The following is a 14,655-nucleotide window of genomic DNA, read 5'->3' on the forward strand; positions in this document are numbered from 1 at the left end:
TCACCTATCTCAGTTGCCGCCGGCCGGCCCTGATCCCGAACGATACATGACTTCGCCAGCGATCTGAAGGCTCGCGAGCTGGTCGGCCGCGATGACGCGATCCGGGAAATCAGTGTTGTATGAATGCAGGCGCAGCGCGCCCTCGGGCTCTTTGAAGACCTGCTTCACGAGCGCCTCTTCTTCGAAGTACACCGCGTAGATCCGGCCATCGCGCACCTGGTTGCGCGTGGTGCAGATCATCATAAGATCGCGATTGAAGAGGTAGGGCTCCATGCTCGGGCCGTGCACCTGGGCGAGCTTGCAATCCTGCGGCTTGACGCCGAGCGCCTTGAAAAAGCCGATGTCGAACGGCAGTGCCTTCTTCTGGCGAATCTCCCACTGAATCAAGCCTGTCCCCGCCGAGAATCTGTAGTCATAGCGGTCGATCCAGACTCGATCCTCGTCGGGCTCGAGATCTTCCGGCCGCTCCCATGTCACGACATTACCCTTGTCGTCTGGAAGCAAACGCTTAATAAGCGCCTCATCTTGGCGCATGCCCGCCCCACCGGTCGCACCGGATTTGTGCTCAGCGGCGGTGAACATCGCACCGGCCCCTTCCTCAATCCAGGTCGCGCTGATCCCCAGCTCTTTCTGAGCCAGCAGGCGCCCCTGTTTCGATACCCCATTCCCGCGATACGACCAGTTGTTGATCGTCTGCTCACTCTGGTTGAGCGCGCGCGCCAGGTCGGCTGGCGTCTCGATATCCGAACGGGCTTTCTTGGCGGCTTCGAATAGCCGACGCGCCGTTTCATGCATCACTTTTTCCATGGCGCGATTCTCTCGCGAGTAAACGTCTTGTTGATACACGCGGTGTTTGCAAATTTCCTAAACATGACGTTTAATATCGGCATGGATACGAACGATACCGCCCCGCACCCGGACTGGCAGCTCATCGAGCGCCTGGGAGGTGCCTCGAAAGTTGCCCGACTCCTCGGCTACGCCGAAAAGGGAGGCGCGCAACGCGTCCACAACTGGAAGTACCGCGGCATTCCACCGGAGGTGAAGCTGCAGCACCCCGATCTGTTCCTTGCGGATCTGATTGAGCGAGCAAAGGCATCGGACGATGTCCAGCCTCCCGTCGGCCGCATTGCCGACGACTCGAAGCTCTCGAAGATGGTTGCGTGAATAGCGCATAGCCCATTGTTTTTTTCTTGTTCGGATGACCCAGATCATCCTTTTTTTTCGCCACCGTGCGGAACCCTATCGGACCCTAAAACGCGTTTTTCTTGCGGGGGCAGTAGGGGTCAATGGGGTAAAGGTATGCAGACCAAATTGTTCTACGAAGATGAATTCGAAGCGCTGCAGCTGATGGTCAGCAACAGCGGCAAGACCATCAAGGAAATCGCATGCCACCTCTGGCCGGACATGCGACCGGAAAGCGCCTACGCGAAGCTGAAGGCCTGCCTCAACCCGAAAGGCGACGAGAACTTCAAGTTCAGCCAGGTCATCGCGCTGATGCGGTTCTGCAACTGCTACGACCCGCTGTACTACATCTGCGACGAAACGCTGCACGCGCGGCCCGACCGCAAGGTTCCCGAAGACGACGTCGTGAAGCTGACGGAAGCGATCAATGGCGCGATGGACGTCGTTCTGAAGGCGACGAATGCGCTCGAGCGGATCCGCGCGCAGACGACCGAGATGCGTCAGGTGCCGCGGAGGGTCGCATGATTTTCGAACTCTTCATCGACATGTGGGTGCGCGCGCTGATCGCGTTCGCCTTTGGCGTGTACGGGGGTGGGGAATGAAGCGCCCCTCAAAATCCGCAATCGCGCAGGAGAACGTCAGCCGACTCGCGTCGATCGGGCTCAGCTCGATGGAAGTCGAAACGCTGCGCGCCGCGCGCGAGGCAGCATTGCGCATCCTTCGAAAGACTCGCCGCGAGCATCGCGAAGATTGGGACGGCGCCAACATTGACGAACACGAATGCGTGCGGCCGGATCGCGCCGACTATGACCGGCTGGCGGCCGGCTATAAGAATGCGCACGCGCGGTTCCAGCGCGAGATGAAGCGCTATCGCGAATGGCTCGCCGAGGTGAACGGAGGTGCAGCATGACGCCCCTGCAAATCGCGACCGTCGCATGGCTCGGCCTCGTCGTCGCGCTCGTGCTGCTGCTTCGTTGGCTGATGCGCAAATAGGCATGCCCGCGATCCCGAATCCTCTCACCGAATCCGACGCGCAGAAAGTGCGCGACGCGATTCAACTCGTTTCCACGCTGAGCAACCAGCAGGCCGCGGCCGCGATGATGGCCCGGCTGCTGATCCTGCTCGCTCAACGTGGCGCCGCGGAGGCGCAGTGACTGCAATCCCATACCCGCCGGATACGCGCGCGAAGGGCTGGCGCTTCGAGCTCGATCTCGAACGCATCGAGCGATCCGATACCTGGGCCCTCACGCCGGCCGACCTGCGGCCGTGGCTGCTGATGCTCTGGTCGACCGCCTGGCAGCAGGAGCCGTGCGGCTCGCTTCCCGCAAACGACGAACTGATCGCCGCGCGCATCGGCATGAAGACGACCGTCTTCGTGAAGAACCGCGACAAGCTCATGCGTGGCTGGTGGCTGGCTGACGACGGGCGCCTGTACCACAACACGATCGTGACGCGCGTGCTCGAAATGCTCGCGGCGCGCGAGAAGGAGCGTGCACGGAAGGCAGGACAGCGTGAACGGAAAAGGACTGCCGGACCTTCCGATGATGTCCCGGATTTGTCCCACGGGACAGGCGAGGGACAAACTCAGGACTCCACTCGGAGTCACGGCACCGGAACCGGAACCGGAACCGGAAGTAAACCTAAACCCGAGGGTTCTAACGACGGCGTAGGTGCAGCTTCGCGCGTGAGCACGTGCGACGGCACGCTGTCCGCCGCCGAGATTTCCACTTCGCTGCGGGAATGGGAGCGTGAGCGTGGCAAGGCAGTGCGCAACCTCATGCCGAGCCAGCAGCAGGTGATCGATCTCGCAGGCATGGCCATCACGCCCGCCGAGCTGCGCAAAGCGTACGAGCTCGCAGTCGAGGAGCGCGACAACGACAACGATCCGGGGCCGATCAATGCCAGCTTCGTGCGTTCGAAGATCGAGCGCGTGCGCCGGCCGCCGCGCGCATCGCCGGCCGCTAACGGGCATCGCAGCTATCACGACGACCGTGCCGACACGATCGCCGAACTCACCGGACGCAAACGCGCCCACGACAAACCCGAACCCGAGGTCATTGATGTCGAACTTCACGCTATCGCCGGACGACTGGGAAGCTGACCCCGCGTGGCCAGTTCAGGCCGTGCCGCAGAAGTGGGTCGAGACGATCTTCGCGACCATGGCCGCGTTCTACGGCGCGCGCTTCGCGGATCTCTGGCGCGGCTCGAAGACGGCCGAGGTCAAGCGCGTGTGGGGCGTCGAGCTCGCGAAGCTCAGCGCCGATCAGATGCGTGCTGGCCGCGAGAATCTGACCGCGCTCCCGAAGCCGCCTACGCTCCCCGAGTTCGTCGGGTTCTGCCGGCAGGCTCGATCGGAACAGGCGGCATCAACGGCGCCGCAAATCACCGACCAGAAGCCGGCTGATCGCGCGACGGTCGAGGCGAACCTCGGCACGATTCGACGCGCGCAAGAGCGCGTGCTGCGCCGCGAGCCGACGGCGGAATGGGCGTTCAAGCTGCTTATGCGTGGAAAGTCCGTCAGCGGGGCGGCGCTGCCATCCGAAGTCGTTCGTTGCGCGCGCGACGCGATCGCATCATCGGCTGGGTTCAAGGTCATAGGCGCATGCCAGCAACCGGAACTGCGCCGCGAATATCAGACGATCCGCGATGCGGCGCTGGGCGAAATGGAGGTGGAGGTGACAGCATGAAAAACGATTGGAAAACGACGGAGATCGCCCTCTTGCGCGAATGCTACGCCACTGCACCGTCGTGCGCGGAATTGATGGCGATGTTCCCGCGGCACACCCCGGGATCGGTGCGCAGGATGGGTCGTCAGCTCGGGCTTGAGCGGCCCCGCGCCGGCGTCGTCAAGTTCCGGCCGGGCCGCGATCGGCTGCTGAAGTTGCTCGACGCGGAGGGCATGCTCACGACGCAGGAGATCGGCGAGCGCCTGGGAATCAGCCATGGCGGCGCTCAGGAGCTCAAGCGGATGTACCGGACGGAGTTGCGTGTCGCCGGGTGGAAGCCGCCCGCGCACATGGGGAAATGGGCCCCGAAATGGGGTATCGCCAACGGTATGCCGGATGCACTCAAACCGTTCACGCCCAAGGGAACGAAGGCCGGCCGGCGGTCGAAGAATCCGTTCGCAGTCGCATCCGGTCTTATCGATGCGCCCACCGAAAATATGGCAGGGCGTCGCATTCACAACCTCTGGGATGATCACGATCGCCTGGAGGCGGCATGAGCACCGCCCTTTACCGCGAATTCACCCTGCGCGACGGCGGCATCTGGACGCATGTCGTCGCCTTCGTGCGCGCGAACGCGCAGTCATTCGCCGAGCGCGGCGAACCGCTGCGCGTCATCGTGACGGCCGAAGAGAAGCAACGAAACGAGCAGCAGAACCGCTTCTATTTCGGTGCCGTGTTGAAGGCGATCGCCGAGCAGGCATGGGTCGAGGGACGCCAGTTCGACAAGGATGCCTGGCACGAATACTTCGCGCGGAAATTCGGCATTTCGGACGAGCTGACGCTACCCGATGGCGAGATCATCCTGCGCCGCAAGTCGACGTCGAAGATGAGCGTCGGGGAGTTTTCGGCATACCTGAACCAGATTCAAGCCTATGCCGCCACCGAGCTCGGGGTGGAATTTTGCTGATGCGCACCACCCTGAAGCCGAAGAAGTGCCGCGAATGTGGCCTCATCTTCACGCCCGCGCGCTCGCTGCAAAAGGTCTGTTCGCCGGCCTGCGCCATCGCACTGACCGAGAAGGACAAGGCGCGCAAGGCGGCTCGCGCGCAGCGCGCCGAACGCAAATCGCTTCGCGAGGCACTGGAGAAGGCCAAGACGCGCGGCACGCACCTGCGGGAACTGCAGGCTGTGTTCAACCGGTGGATCCGCGCGCGTGACGTCGGTTTGCCCTGCATCTCCTGCGGCCGGCCGGCGACATGGCAGGGGCAGTGGGACGCCGGCCACTATCGATCGGTCGGATCGAATCCCGCCAGCCGCTTCGATCCGCTCAACGTGAACAAGCAATGCGGCCCGTGCAACATGCACCTGTCCGGCAACCTGATCGCCTACCGCGCCGGACTGGTCCTGAAGATCGGCACCGAGGCAGTCGAACATCTCGAAGGCCCGCATCTCCCGTTAAAGCTCACCGTCGCTGAAATCCTCGAGATGAAGGCGACCTACCGCGCCGAGCTTCGAAAAATCACCAACAACCAAACGGAAACACGATGAACGCTACCGAAACCTTCACCGCAGCCGCCGCCGTCGCGCTTCCGCAATACGACGAGATCGACGAGATCCTGTATCACTGGTACCGGTGGTCGAACGGCTTTGCCGAGGTCCGATCATACGCCGGCTCGGATTCGACCTGCCGCGATTTCCGGATCAGCCGGCAGTTTATGGATCATTCCGACCTCAACGATCTCGTCGACTACCAGATCCGGAAGACCATCGGCGAGCGCGTCGAGCCGTTGATCCACAAGCTCGGCATCAAGCACCGGGTCGCCGTGAATGTCGCCATGAAGAACATGGACGTCGGCGCGAAGGTGTGGCACAACGCACGGTTTCCTGACTCGCGGGAAGAGGACTACGACGAGGCGAAGGCAATGCTTCGGCCGAAATTTGTTGCGGAGGGGCTTGTAAACTGATGCGGGATGAACTATTCTCGCGAATGAAGCGGGAGAGTCGCGCCCGCAGAAAATAGCCCGCCAGGTGAAAGCCTCGCGGGTTTTTTCGTTTTCACTCATGGCGATTGCCGACAGGGCCAGCAGAAATGCGCAACCTCCGGCGTTACCCCGGAGCGTCAGTCGCCAGCCGTGAGAGCGAACGCGCCATCGCCGCGGAAACGGGCGGCTTGTAGCCGGAGATCAGCGCCGGCCGCTCTCTTCAATGTCTCCATCGCGCGCCACCCCGTGCGATTCGCCCGCCTCGAGCGGGCTTTTTCTTTTCCCCTTCTGGCGCAAAGCTAGACCGCCCGGCGCGGTAAGCGGTGAGTGTGCGTCGGATCACGGCGATAACCGCCGCTGTCCGTGATGTGGCGTTCCGGTGGCAGTCCTCGCTGCCGCGAAAACGGCAGGCGCGGGCAAACCCAGAATTGTCATGAGTGAACAGAAGCCGATCGATTGGGAGCGCATAGAGGCGGAATACCGCGCCGGCGTGCTGTCTCTCCGCGAGATCGCTGCGCTCCATGAAGGCGTCAATCACGTCGCCATCGCGCGCCGCGCGAAGAAAGAGGGATGGACCCGCGACCTTGCCGCGAAGATCAAGGCGAAGGCCGAAGACCTTGTAACACGTCAGGCTGTAACGCCAGAAGTAACAGCCCAGCGGGCTGTAACGGAGCGTGAGGTCGTCGAAGCCAACGCGGCGCGTATCGCGCAAGTTCGTGGTGAACATCGCAGCGACATAGCCCGTGCGCGTGGCCTGACGATTCGGCTACTCGCCGAACTCGAAGGGCAGACCGATAACTTCGAACTGTTCGAGCAGCTTGGAGAATTGTTACGCGATCCGGACGACAAGGGCTTGGACAAGCTGAACGACATGTACCAGAAGGTCATTTCGCTGCCTGGCCGTGTCGATGGAATGAAAAAGCTGTCCGAGACGCTGAAGAATCTGATCGGGCTCGAGCGCGACGCCTATGGTATCGGCGAAGCGGCGCTTACTGATCCTGGTGCTGGTGGCACCGCTCCCGGATATATCGTCACTCCGGCCGTCGCGGCCAGCATGGAAGAATGGACGCGCAAAGCTCAGTCGCAGCCAACCAAGCCGGTCGGATAATCTGGCGCCCACAACCGGGCCCGCAAACTCTGCTGCTGTCATGCCCTGTCGAAGACGTTCTCTTTGGCGGCGCGCGTGGGGGCGGAAAATCCGATGCGCTGCTCGGCGACTGGGCGGCGCACGCCGGCCGCAGCAACGGCTATGCGAGCGGCTTGATCGTGCGGCGTACGACGCCGCAGCTTGAGGAAATCATCCAGCGGTCGAAGGCCATCTATCCGGGTCTCGGCGCTTCATGGTTGGCAGGTATTCGCACGTGGATCATGCCGTGCGGATCGCGTCTGAAGATGCGATTCCTCGAGCGGGATGAGGATGCCGATAACTATCAGGGGCACCAGTACACCTGGATCGGCGTTGACGAATCAGGGACTTGGTCGAGCCCGGATCCGATAGACAAGCTGCGCGCAACGCTGAGATCGCCATATGGCGTCCCATGTGTCATGCGCTCGACAGCGAACCCCGGTGGACCCGGGCATCAGTGGCTCAAAGAGCGCTACGTGATGCCGGCGCCCCCGATGACACCGTTCTTCGACAAAGAGCGGAATTGCTGGCGCGTATTCATCCCGTCGCGCGTCACCGACAATCAGATGTTGCTTGACGCCGATCCGAACTATGTAGAGCGACTGAAGTCATCCGGGCCGCCGTGGCTCGTGAAGGCGTGGCTTGACGGTGACTGGGATGCGAGCGCGGGTGACAGCTTCTTCCCCGAATATTCGCTGTTGATCGAAGGCGCTGCGCCGGAATATCCGAGCCGCTGCGATCAGGTTTTCGCTGTTGTCGATACTGCGTTGAAAGATGGCCTGCAACATGACGGCACAGCGGTTACGTATTTCGCGCGCAACAAAATTACCGGCACCCCCCTGACGATCCTCGATTGGGATGTGCTTCAGATTGAGGGTGCGCTGCTCGACGCCTGGCTGCCGAGCGTAGCTGTTCGTCTTGAGCAATTGGCCGCAGCCACGCAAGCCCGCGAGGGCAGTATCGGCATGTGGATCGAGGACAAGGCCAGCGGAATCGTGCTGCTGCAGCAGGCTGCGCGCCGTGGGATTGCCGCATACCCGATCGACGGCAGACTCGTCGCGCTCGGCAAGGAAGGCCGCGCATTGAACGTGAGCGGCCATGTGTTCGGCGGCAAAGTGAAGATGAGCCGCCATGCATACGACAAAGTCGTGACATACAAGGCGCAGACGCGCAATCACTTTCTGTCGCAAATCTGCGGCTTTCGCCTCGGCACGAAAACGCCGCACCACATGGACTTGCTGGACACCTTTACCTACGGCGTGGCGATCAGCCTCGGCGATTCTGAGGGCTATTGAATGGGCGGTTTCTACGGCGATGCTGACGAGGGCTCGCAAGCGAGTCTGAACGTCGGCACGGCGATGTCCGCCGAGTTGATGCGGCTGCTTGGCGCTGATGATCTGCAGCCCGGTTCGCCGCCGTCGTACGAGATGTGCAAGGTCATCTACAGCTACCACCCGCTGGGCGCGAAGATGGCCGAGGCGCCCTACGAGGAAGCGCTGTCGCAGGAACGCGAGATCACGATCCCCGGCGCGCCCGAGGACGATCTCGTTGCCGCCTTCCGCAAGGAATGGAAGAAGCTCGGTGGCGTGGGTGCCGACGAGATCATCAAGAGCTTCATGACGCTCAAGCGTGTCTATGGGATCGCATCGCTGATCGTCGGCGCGCGCGATTTTCCGACGGACGAGCCGCTGCCGGTCGAACGCATGCACGAGCTCGATCTGTACTTCAACATCCTTGACCCGCTGAATACGGCCGGCTCGCTGGTGCTGAACCAGAACCCGAACGCGCCTGACTTCCAGAAGCCGCAGTTCCTGAAGGTAGCGAACCACGACTACCATCCGTCGCGCGCGGTGATCGCGCTGAACGAGGCGCCGATCTACATCGAGTGGACGAACAGCGCATTCGGCTTCGTCGGCCGTTCGGTCTACCAGCGCGCGCTGTACCCGATGAAGTCGTACGTGCAGGCGATGATCACGAACAATGCGATCATCGAGAAGGCCGGCCTGCTCGTCTACAAGATGAAGTCGCCGGGCGCAGTGCTCGATAAGGTCGCGCTCGCCTGGGGTAGCCTGAAGCGCCGCATGCTGAAGGGTGCGAAGACCGGCAACGTGATGTCGATCGGCCTCGAGGAAAGCATCGAGTCGATCGACCTGAAGAACATCCGCGATGCCGCCGAGTTCGCGCTGAACAACGTGAAGAAGGACATCGCGACGTCGGCGAAGATGCCGGCCGTGATGCTGAACCAGGAAACGCTGACCGAAGGGTTCGGCGAGGGCACCGAGGACGCAAAGCTGATCGCCCGCTTCATCGACCGCGTGCGGATCGAAATGGGGCCGGCCTACGACTTCCTCGATCCGATCGTGATGCGCCGCGCATGGAGCCCCGAGTTCTACGCGTCGATGCAGCGCAAGCATCCGAGCCTGTATGGCCAGATGCCCTACGAAACGGCCTTCTACGAGTGGAAAAATGCTTTCACCGCTACCTGGCCGAATCTGCTGGTCGAACCCGACAGCGAGCGCATCAAGGTCGACGACACCATCACGAAGGCGGCAATCGCAGCGGTCGAAGTGCTCGCGCCGCTGTTGGATCCTGAGAACAAGGCGAAGGCCGCGTGCTGGCTGGCGGAGATTCTGAACGAGCGGAAGCTGATGTTCTCGATGCCGCTTGAGCTGGATTATGACGCGATCGCCAGCTACGTGCCGCCGCAACCGATGGCCGAGCCGCACCCGATCGTCGAATCGTCGCACGAGTAGGCGATGAGCGTCCGTCCCGCAATCAACCGCACGTTCCACGACGTGCTGACCGAGGCCATCCGCGACATCTCCGAATACGGTTATGACGACCCGGCTCGTCTGCAGGAATGGCTGCGCCGGCTGCGATTCGCCGCAATGGCCGATCTGCCGACCGACGCCGAGATGCGCAACCGGATGCAGAGCGCGATGGATGCGGTGTTCCACCGCACGCTATCGAAGACCGGCGCGCTGCGGTATCACCCGGGCGTGCCGCGTTTCACGATCGAGCGGATCACGCCGTCGCTGCGCCCCGAGCTCGACAAGCGCGTGCGCGCGAGCGTCGATCTGATCAAGCTGAACCGCGAGCGCGCAGTCGAGCAATCGCTGCAGCGTCTCGCCGGCTGGGTGTCGTCGGTGCCCGCCGGCGGCTCGCGCGCAGTCGAAAAGGCTGACGTGCGCGAGAGCATCGCCAAGCCGATCCGGCAACTGCGCTACGAGGAACGCCGCGTCTCGATTGATCAGGGGCACAAGCTCATGTCGTCGATCAACGCGGTCATCGCCGAGCAGACGCAGGCGATCGCGATGATGTGGCGATCGCACTGGCGCCAAGCCGGTTACGACTATCGGCCCGACCACAAGGAGCGCGACAAGCGCTTCTACGTCGTGCGCGGCTCGTGGGCGCTTCAGCAGGGGCTGATCACGAAAGGCGACGGCTACCTCGACGAGATCACGCAGCCGGCCGAGGAACCTTTCTGCCGCTGCTACGGCGTGTACGTGAACAACCTGCGCGACCTGCCGCCCGAGATGCTGACCGAGAAGGGCCGGCGCGCGCTTGAAGAAACCCGAATCCGGAAACCCTGAAATGCCGACTGTGAGCGAGAAGCAGCACCGCGCGATGGAAGCCGCGGCGCACGGCCACAGCACGCTCGGCATTCCGAAGGCGGTCGGTGAAGAGTTCGTGAACGCCGATACGGCGCGCGCGGACGCGCAGACGTCCGCCGAATGCGCCGGCATCCTATTCCGCGCGCCGGGCCCGCTGTTCCTGCTCGTGCAGCGCAGCGACACCGGCGAATGGGAACAGCCTGGCGGCCATGCCGAGGGCGACGAAACGCCCGAGCAAGCCGCGGTGCGCGAGACGGTCGAGGAAATCGGCGGGTGCCCGGAAGGGATGCGCTGGGCCGCGCGGCGCAACGCAATTCCCGGAGGCGCGGGCGAGTACACCTGCTTCCTGCAGAACGTTCCCGAGCCGTTCAAGGCCGTCCTGAACGACGAGCACACGGCATGGCAGTGGGTCGCGCCCGGCAGCCTGCCCGAGAAGATGCATCCGGCAGTCGCGCAGACGATCGAGCTGCTGACCGGCAACGAGCTGGACATCGCGAAGCGCATGGCGGCCGGCGAGTTGCTGTCGCCGCAGCGATACGAGAACGTCTGGCTGTTCGACCTGCGCATCACCGGAACCGGCACCAGCTACCGCACCGAGCACGACGAGTTCGTGTATCGACCGCCCGAGAACTTCCTGACCGAGGAATTCCGGCAGCGGTGCAACGGGCTGCCAGTGATCTTCGAACACCCGAAGAAAACGATCCTCAACAGCGACGAGTACCGCGACCGGTCGATCGGCACGATCTTCCTGCCGTACCTGACCGACACGGAAGTGCGCGGCGTCGCGAAAGTATTCGACGACGACGCGGCCCGGCTGATGCCGACGTCGCACGCGTCGACCAGTCCCGCGGTGATCTTCCGCGACGCGGGCTCAGCCGAAGCCGTCGAGATCGACGGTAAATCGGTCCTCATTGAAGGCAAGCCGTCCTATCTCGACCACCTCGCAATCTGCGAAGAGGGCGTGTGGGACAAAGGCGGCGAGCCCAGCGGAGTCAACACAGGAGATCCTGAAATGGATGGTATGGAAGAACAGGCCCCGGCATGGGCCGATGCGCTGACGAAGCGCCTGGACAGCGTCTGCTCGCGTATGGACGCCATCGAGAACAAGGGCGGCGACCAGATGCCAGCGAAGCCGCTCGCAGCGGATGCCGCTGATCCGACTGCCGCTGCGGCAGCGGGCGCAGCCGAGCACGAGGACGAGGAAGCCGCCGCGCGCGCGCTGGCCGAAGCCGAGGCTGCCGGTGCCGCCGAACGTCGCGCCGATTCGGCGGAAACGTCGGAAGAGAAGGAAAAGCGCGAGAAGGAAGAGAGGGAAGAGAAGGAGCGCGCCGATTCCGCAGCGCGTGCTGACTCGCAACGTCGCCTCGAGACCGAAAACGCCGACCTGCGCGCGCAAATCAAGCGCATGGACGGAACGCTGACCACGCTGACGAAGCCGCTGTCGATCGAAGACCGTGACGCATTGGCCAGCGCGCAGATGCGCGCCGATTCGGTGATGCAGATGTTCGGCCAATCGGCTGCAGTGCCGCTGCATGGCGAAAGCCCGATCGACTACCGTCGCCGCCTCGCCTCGAAGCTCGCGCCGCACAGCGCCGACATGAAGGGCGTCAAGCTCGACGCGCTCGACGGTGCCTCGTTCAAGGTGATCGAGGACAAGATCTACGCCGATGCGCAAGTCGCGGCGCGCAATCCGGCATCGGCTCCGGCCGGGCGCCTCATCCCGATCGTCTCGCGTGACGAAGCGGGCCGTCAGATCACCCGCTTCACGGGCGACATTGCTTCCTGGATGCAGCACTTCACTGCACCCGGCGTCGTCTGCAAGCTCAACCGCCAAGCCAAGGGGGCATAAGCCATGTCGATTTCGTTCAACCCGATGGTGACGAGCTCGCCGACTGGCACCTTCCGCGTCGATACGGAAGGCTATGTCCAGGGCGCCGTCATGGACGATCCGTCGTCGAACATGTGGCTCGCGAGCGCGATTATCGCTGCGTCGGTTACGCAGCCGATCTGGGGCGGCATGGCCGTCACCGAGAACGTCGCCGCGCCGAACCAGAACGGCCTCGGCAACTCGCTGGTGATCGCCGCGAACAACGCCGGTGTGACGGGCTTCACCGTCATCAACCGGTCGTACAACGCGATCCTGACGCCGGGCAACAACGTGCCGCAGCTCAGCGCGGGCATGACGGCGATGTTCTATCGTCTCGGCTCGAATGCGCGCATCGCGGTGCAGTGCGATGCGACGCTGGCCGGCAACCTGGACACTGGCGCGATCAACCAACAGGTCTCGTGGGACTTCACGAACCAGAAGCTGGTCGCATACAGCTCGGGCGCCGGCGCACTTCCGTGCAAGGTGCTGTCCGTCAACACCAACAGCAAGATCGTCAGCTACAACTCGGGGACCGGTGCGCTCACCTGGACCCAGGGTGCTGCAGCGATCATCCAGATCTAAGGGGTTTCCGACATGGCAAATTACTTTCCGGCCCAGGCAAAGGTCGCGCCGAGCTTCTCGGAGCCCGAGCTGATCGTCACCTATGCGCAGGCATCCGGCGCCTTCAATGCGCTTCCGGGCGGCAAGCCGCGCGTGAAGATCGGCAGCGAAGACCTGTTCGTCTACATCAACGCGCTCGACCTGCGCACCGAAACGCAGGCATCGCAGGGCGCACCGAACCTGCTGCCGTCGGCGACGCTGACCGCCACGTACTACTCGACGGCCACGTACCTGATCCGCACGCGCGCGATGTGGGATCACCACGACACGGCTGCCGCGGCTGCGTACTCGATCGGCCTGCCGGCCGCGCAGGATCTCGCGCAGCGTCAGGGTATCTTCCAGCAGATGCGCACGGGCCTGCTGTACGGCTTCAATCCGGCGAACGGCGAGGGCCTGCTGAACACCGTCGGCGCCACCGCCGTGACGCTGCCGCCGGACAGCTACGGCAACACGACGGTGACAAACTACGACAACGGCGAGATGGCCGAGTGGGTTCTGACGCAGATCGTCGGTCTCAAGATGCGCATGTTCCAGTCGGGCGGGACGATCAAGAACAAGATCCGCATCATCAGCCCGCAGCGCATCTTCTATCCGCTGATGTACAGCTCGATTGTGCAGGTCGTGCAGTATCAGCGGCCCGGCGCCGGTACGGCCACGGTCGGCCAGGTCATTCAGAACATCGTCGAGGAAATGGGCGACGAGATCGAATGGTTCTTCGACGACACGCTGCAAGGCAAGGGTGCGGGCGGCTCGGACGCGGTGATCCTCACGATCCCCGAGATCGAGAAGCCGGACATTCCGGGCATCAATACCAACGTGGCGGCGGACATCACGCCGAACATGAAGGCGGTGAACCTGATGTACGCGGACGCCGCGGCGCCGATCAAGATCCCGACGCCGATCCCGGATGGTGGTATCACCGAAGTGCAGGAGCTGCGCGTGACGTCCGGCTGGGGCGTTCGCCCCGAGGGCATCACGATCCTGTCGATGCCGCACTAAGCAGCACCGTAGCAAGAGTCTGTATCACCACCCTGAAGGGGCACCTGCGCGGTGCCCCTTTCTTTTTCCCGAGGACGACATGTCGATTTTCATCGCCAACTGCACGAAGCAGCATCTCGATCACCACTTCCGCTCGCCCGAACATGCCGGCAAGGCGCAGGTCGTGCATATCCCGTCGGGCCAGCAGCGCGAGATCGCGCGCGGCGCGTCGGGTGCCGTCATCGAGGCGCTGGTGCGACACCTCGAGCAATTCGGGTTCGTCGACGCTTCGCAGGTGAACGGCAAGATCAGCGAGTTCTCGGGCTACCTCTACCGCGTCGGCAAGCCCGTCACGGAGACGCACATCGTCACCGCGCACGATCAGCTCGTCGACACGCAAGAGCATCGCTCCGCGCAGGAAGCGACGCGCAGCGCGCTCGCCTTCGACAGTGCCACGCGCGACAAGAAGGGCGGCGGCAAGGGCCGACGCATGGCGAGCGTGACCTCGGTCGAAGTGAAGCAGGACGTCCCGCCCGGCCAGAAGCCGACCGGTGACGAAGTGAACTTCTCGTTGTCGGTGACGCCGGACGGCCGCACCGACACCAAGCTTCCGGTCTGA

General features: G+C 63.2%; 19 protein-coding genes. 18 read left to right on the top strand and 1 reads right to left on the bottom strand.

What is annotated here, in order from left to right:
• Nucleotides 1-9: 9 nt before the first annotated feature.
• Nucleotides 10-807 carry a S24 family peptidase gene (locus OHZ10_RS08030; protein WP_342704245.1) on the bottom strand — a complete coding sequence of 266 codons (798 nt, stop codon included), beginning with the start codon at nucleotides 805-807 and terminating at the stop codon, nucleotides 10-12.
• Between OHZ10_RS08030 and OHZ10_RS08035 the strand changes: the two genes are divergently transcribed.
• The 18 genes from OHZ10_RS08035 to OHZ10_RS08120 all read left to right on the top strand — a co-directional run bounded on the left by OHZ10_RS08035 (nucleotide 790) and on the right by OHZ10_RS08120 (nucleotide 14,655).
• Nucleotides 790-1,164 carry a hypothetical protein gene (locus OHZ10_RS08035; protein WP_342704246.1) on the top strand — a complete coding sequence of 125 codons (375 nt, stop codon included), beginning with the start codon at nucleotides 790-792 and terminating at the stop codon, nucleotides 1,162-1,164. The two genes, OHZ10_RS08030 and OHZ10_RS08035, sit on opposite strands and share 18 nt — an antisense overlap.
• Before the next feature lie 135 nt (nucleotides 1,165-1,299).
• Nucleotides 1,300-1,707: a hypothetical protein gene (locus tag OHZ10_RS08040; protein WP_342704247.1), complete on the top strand. Its 408-nt coding sequence runs from the start codon at nucleotides 1,300-1,302 to the stop codon at nucleotides 1,705-1,707.
• A 145-nt stretch (nucleotides 1,708-1,852) separates the two neighbouring features.
• On the top strand, nucleotides 1,853-2,092 hold the full coding sequence (locus OHZ10_RS08045) for a hypothetical protein (protein WP_342704248.1): 240 nt from the start codon (nucleotides 1,853-1,855) through the stop codon (nucleotides 2,090-2,092).
• A gap of 85 nt (nucleotides 2,093-2,177) precedes the next feature.
• On the top strand, nucleotides 2,178-2,336 hold the full coding sequence (locus tag OHZ10_RS08050) for a hypothetical protein (protein WP_342704249.1): 159 nt from the start codon (nucleotides 2,178-2,180) through the stop codon (nucleotides 2,334-2,336).
• Complete coding sequence (locus OHZ10_RS08055; protein WP_342704251.1) at nucleotides 2,333-3,283, top strand: hypothetical protein; 951 nt, start codon at nucleotides 2,333-2,335, stop codon at nucleotides 3,281-3,283. The genes OHZ10_RS08050 and OHZ10_RS08055 overlap by 4 nt, the downstream gene beginning before the upstream one ends.
• Nucleotides 3,243-3,869 (top strand): hypothetical protein, encoded by a 627-nt coding sequence (locus tag OHZ10_RS08060; RefSeq protein ID WP_342704253.1) that lies wholly within the window; start codon nucleotides 3,243-3,245, stop codon nucleotides 3,867-3,869. Before OHZ10_RS08055 ends, OHZ10_RS08060 begins: the two co-directional genes overlap by 41 nt.
• The gene (locus OHZ10_RS08065; RefSeq protein WP_342704254.1) at nucleotides 3,866-4,405 is read left to right on the top strand and encodes a hypothetical protein; all 540 of its coding nucleotides are present in this window, start codon (nucleotides 3,866-3,868) and stop codon (nucleotides 4,403-4,405) included. Before OHZ10_RS08060 ends, OHZ10_RS08065 begins: the two co-directional genes overlap by 4 nt.
• Nucleotides 4,402-4,815, top strand: coding sequence for a recombination protein NinB (locus tag OHZ10_RS08070; RefSeq protein WP_342704256.1), 414 nt, complete (start codon nucleotides 4,402-4,404; stop codon nucleotides 4,813-4,815). The genes OHZ10_RS08065 and OHZ10_RS08070 overlap by 4 nt, the downstream gene beginning before the upstream one ends.
• Nucleotides 4,815-5,396: a recombination protein NinG gene (locus OHZ10_RS08075; protein WP_342704257.1), complete on the top strand. Its 582-nt coding sequence runs from the start codon at nucleotides 4,815-4,817 to the stop codon at nucleotides 5,394-5,396. Before OHZ10_RS08070 ends, OHZ10_RS08075 begins: the two co-directional genes overlap by 1 nt.
• A complete protein-coding gene (locus OHZ10_RS08080; protein ID WP_342704258.1) occupies nucleotides 5,393-5,812 on the top strand; it encodes a hypothetical protein in 420 nt (139 codons plus the stop codon). Before OHZ10_RS08075 ends, OHZ10_RS08080 begins: the two co-directional genes overlap by 4 nt.
• Before the next feature lie 451 nt (nucleotides 5,813-6,263).
• Nucleotides 6,264-6,938 carry a hypothetical protein gene (locus tag OHZ10_RS08085; RefSeq protein ID WP_342704260.1) on the top strand — a complete coding sequence of 225 codons (675 nt, stop codon included), beginning with the start codon at nucleotides 6,264-6,266 and terminating at the stop codon, nucleotides 6,936-6,938.
• On the top strand, nucleotides 6,893-8,251 hold the full coding sequence (locus tag OHZ10_RS08090; protein ID WP_342704261.1) for a hypothetical protein: 1,359 nt from the start codon (nucleotides 6,893-6,895) through the stop codon (nucleotides 8,249-8,251). The genes OHZ10_RS08085 and OHZ10_RS08090 overlap by 46 nt, the downstream gene beginning before the upstream one ends.
• Nucleotides 8,252-9,709 (top strand): anti-CBASS protein Acb1 family protein, encoded by a 1,458-nt coding sequence (locus OHZ10_RS08095; protein ID WP_342704262.1) that lies wholly within the window; start codon nucleotides 8,252-8,254, stop codon nucleotides 9,707-9,709.
• Nucleotides 9,710-9,712: 3 nt separating this feature from the next.
• A complete protein-coding gene (locus OHZ10_RS08100; protein WP_342704263.1) occupies nucleotides 9,713-10,549 on the top strand; it encodes a hypothetical protein in 837 nt (278 codons plus the stop codon).
• A gap of 34 nt (nucleotides 10,550-10,583) precedes the next feature.
• Nucleotides 10,584-12,419 (top strand): NUDIX domain-containing protein, encoded by a 1,836-nt coding sequence (locus tag OHZ10_RS08105; protein WP_342704387.1) that lies wholly within the window; start codon nucleotides 10,584-10,586, stop codon nucleotides 12,417-12,419.
• A 3-nt stretch (nucleotides 12,420-12,422) separates the two neighbouring features.
• Nucleotides 12,423-13,019, top strand: coding sequence for a hypothetical protein (locus tag OHZ10_RS08110; protein ID WP_342704265.1), 597 nt, complete (start codon nucleotides 12,423-12,425; stop codon nucleotides 13,017-13,019).
• A gap of 12 nt (nucleotides 13,020-13,031) precedes the next feature.
• Nucleotides 13,032-14,057 (top strand): DUF2184 domain-containing protein, encoded by a 1,026-nt coding sequence (locus OHZ10_RS08115; RefSeq protein ID WP_342704267.1) that lies wholly within the window; start codon nucleotides 13,032-13,034, stop codon nucleotides 14,055-14,057.
• Nucleotides 14,058-14,136: 79 nt separating this feature from the next.
• A complete protein-coding gene (locus OHZ10_RS08120) occupies nucleotides 14,137-14,655 on the top strand; it encodes a hypothetical protein (RefSeq protein WP_342704269.1) in 519 nt (172 codons plus the stop codon).

The sequence above is a fragment of the Burkholderia arboris genome (assembly GCF_038723655.1).
Lineage (GTDB): Bacteria > Pseudomonadota > Gammaproteobacteria > Burkholderiales > Burkholderiaceae > Burkholderia > Burkholderia arboris.

Coding starts and splice junctions, on each gene's coding strand:
- OHZ10_RS08035 (WP_342704246.1), top strand. CDS start 790: ATGCATCACTTTTTCCATGGCGCGATTCTCTCGCGAGTAAACGTCTTG.
- OHZ10_RS08030 (WP_342704245.1), bottom strand. CDS start 807: ATGGAAAAAGTGATGCATGAAACGGCGCGTCGGCTATTCGAAGCCGCC.
- OHZ10_RS08040 (WP_342704247.1), top strand. CDS start 1,300: ATGCAGACCAAATTGTTCTACGAAGATGAATTCGAAGCGCTGCAGCTG.
- OHZ10_RS08045 (WP_342704248.1), top strand. CDS start 1,853: ATGGAAGTCGAAACGCTGCGCGCCGCGCGCGAGGCAGCATTGCGCATC.
- OHZ10_RS08050 (WP_342704249.1), top strand. CDS start 2,178: ATGCCCGCGATCCCGAATCCTCTCACCGAATCCGACGCGCAGAAAGTG.
- OHZ10_RS08060 (WP_342704253.1), top strand. CDS start 3,243: ATGTCGAACTTCACGCTATCGCCGGACGACTGGGAAGCTGACCCCGCG.
- OHZ10_RS08065 (WP_342704254.1), top strand. CDS start 3,866: ATGAAAAACGATTGGAAAACGACGGAGATCGCCCTCTTGCGCGAATGC.
- OHZ10_RS08070 (WP_342704256.1), top strand. CDS start 4,402: ATGAGCACCGCCCTTTACCGCGAATTCACCCTGCGCGACGGCGGCATC.
- OHZ10_RS08075 (WP_342704257.1), top strand. CDS start 4,815: ATGCGCACCACCCTGAAGCCGAAGAAGTGCCGCGAATGTGGCCTCATC.
- OHZ10_RS08080 (WP_342704258.1), top strand. CDS start 5,393: ATGAACGCTACCGAAACCTTCACCGCAGCCGCCGCCGTCGCGCTTCCG.
- OHZ10_RS08085 (WP_342704260.1), top strand. CDS start 6,264: ATGAGTGAACAGAAGCCGATCGATTGGGAGCGCATAGAGGCGGAATAC.
- OHZ10_RS08090 (WP_342704261.1), top strand. CDS start 6,893: ATGGACGCGCAAAGCTCAGTCGCAGCCAACCAAGCCGGTCGGATAATC.
- OHZ10_RS08095 (WP_342704262.1), top strand. CDS start 8,252: ATGGGCGGTTTCTACGGCGATGCTGACGAGGGCTCGCAAGCGAGTCTG.
- OHZ10_RS08100 (WP_342704263.1), top strand. CDS start 9,713: ATGAGCGTCCGTCCCGCAATCAACCGCACGTTCCACGACGTGCTGACC.
- OHZ10_RS08105 (WP_342704387.1), top strand. CDS start 10,584: ATGGAAGCCGCGGCGCACGGCCACAGCACGCTCGGCATTCCGAAGGCG.
- OHZ10_RS08110 (WP_342704265.1), top strand. CDS start 12,423: ATGTCGATTTCGTTCAACCCGATGGTGACGAGCTCGCCGACTGGCACC.
- OHZ10_RS08115 (WP_342704267.1), top strand. CDS start 13,032: ATGGCAAATTACTTTCCGGCCCAGGCAAAGGTCGCGCCGAGCTTCTCG.
- OHZ10_RS08120 (WP_342704269.1), top strand. CDS start 14,137: ATGTCGATTTTCATCGCCAACTGCACGAAGCAGCATCTCGATCACCAC.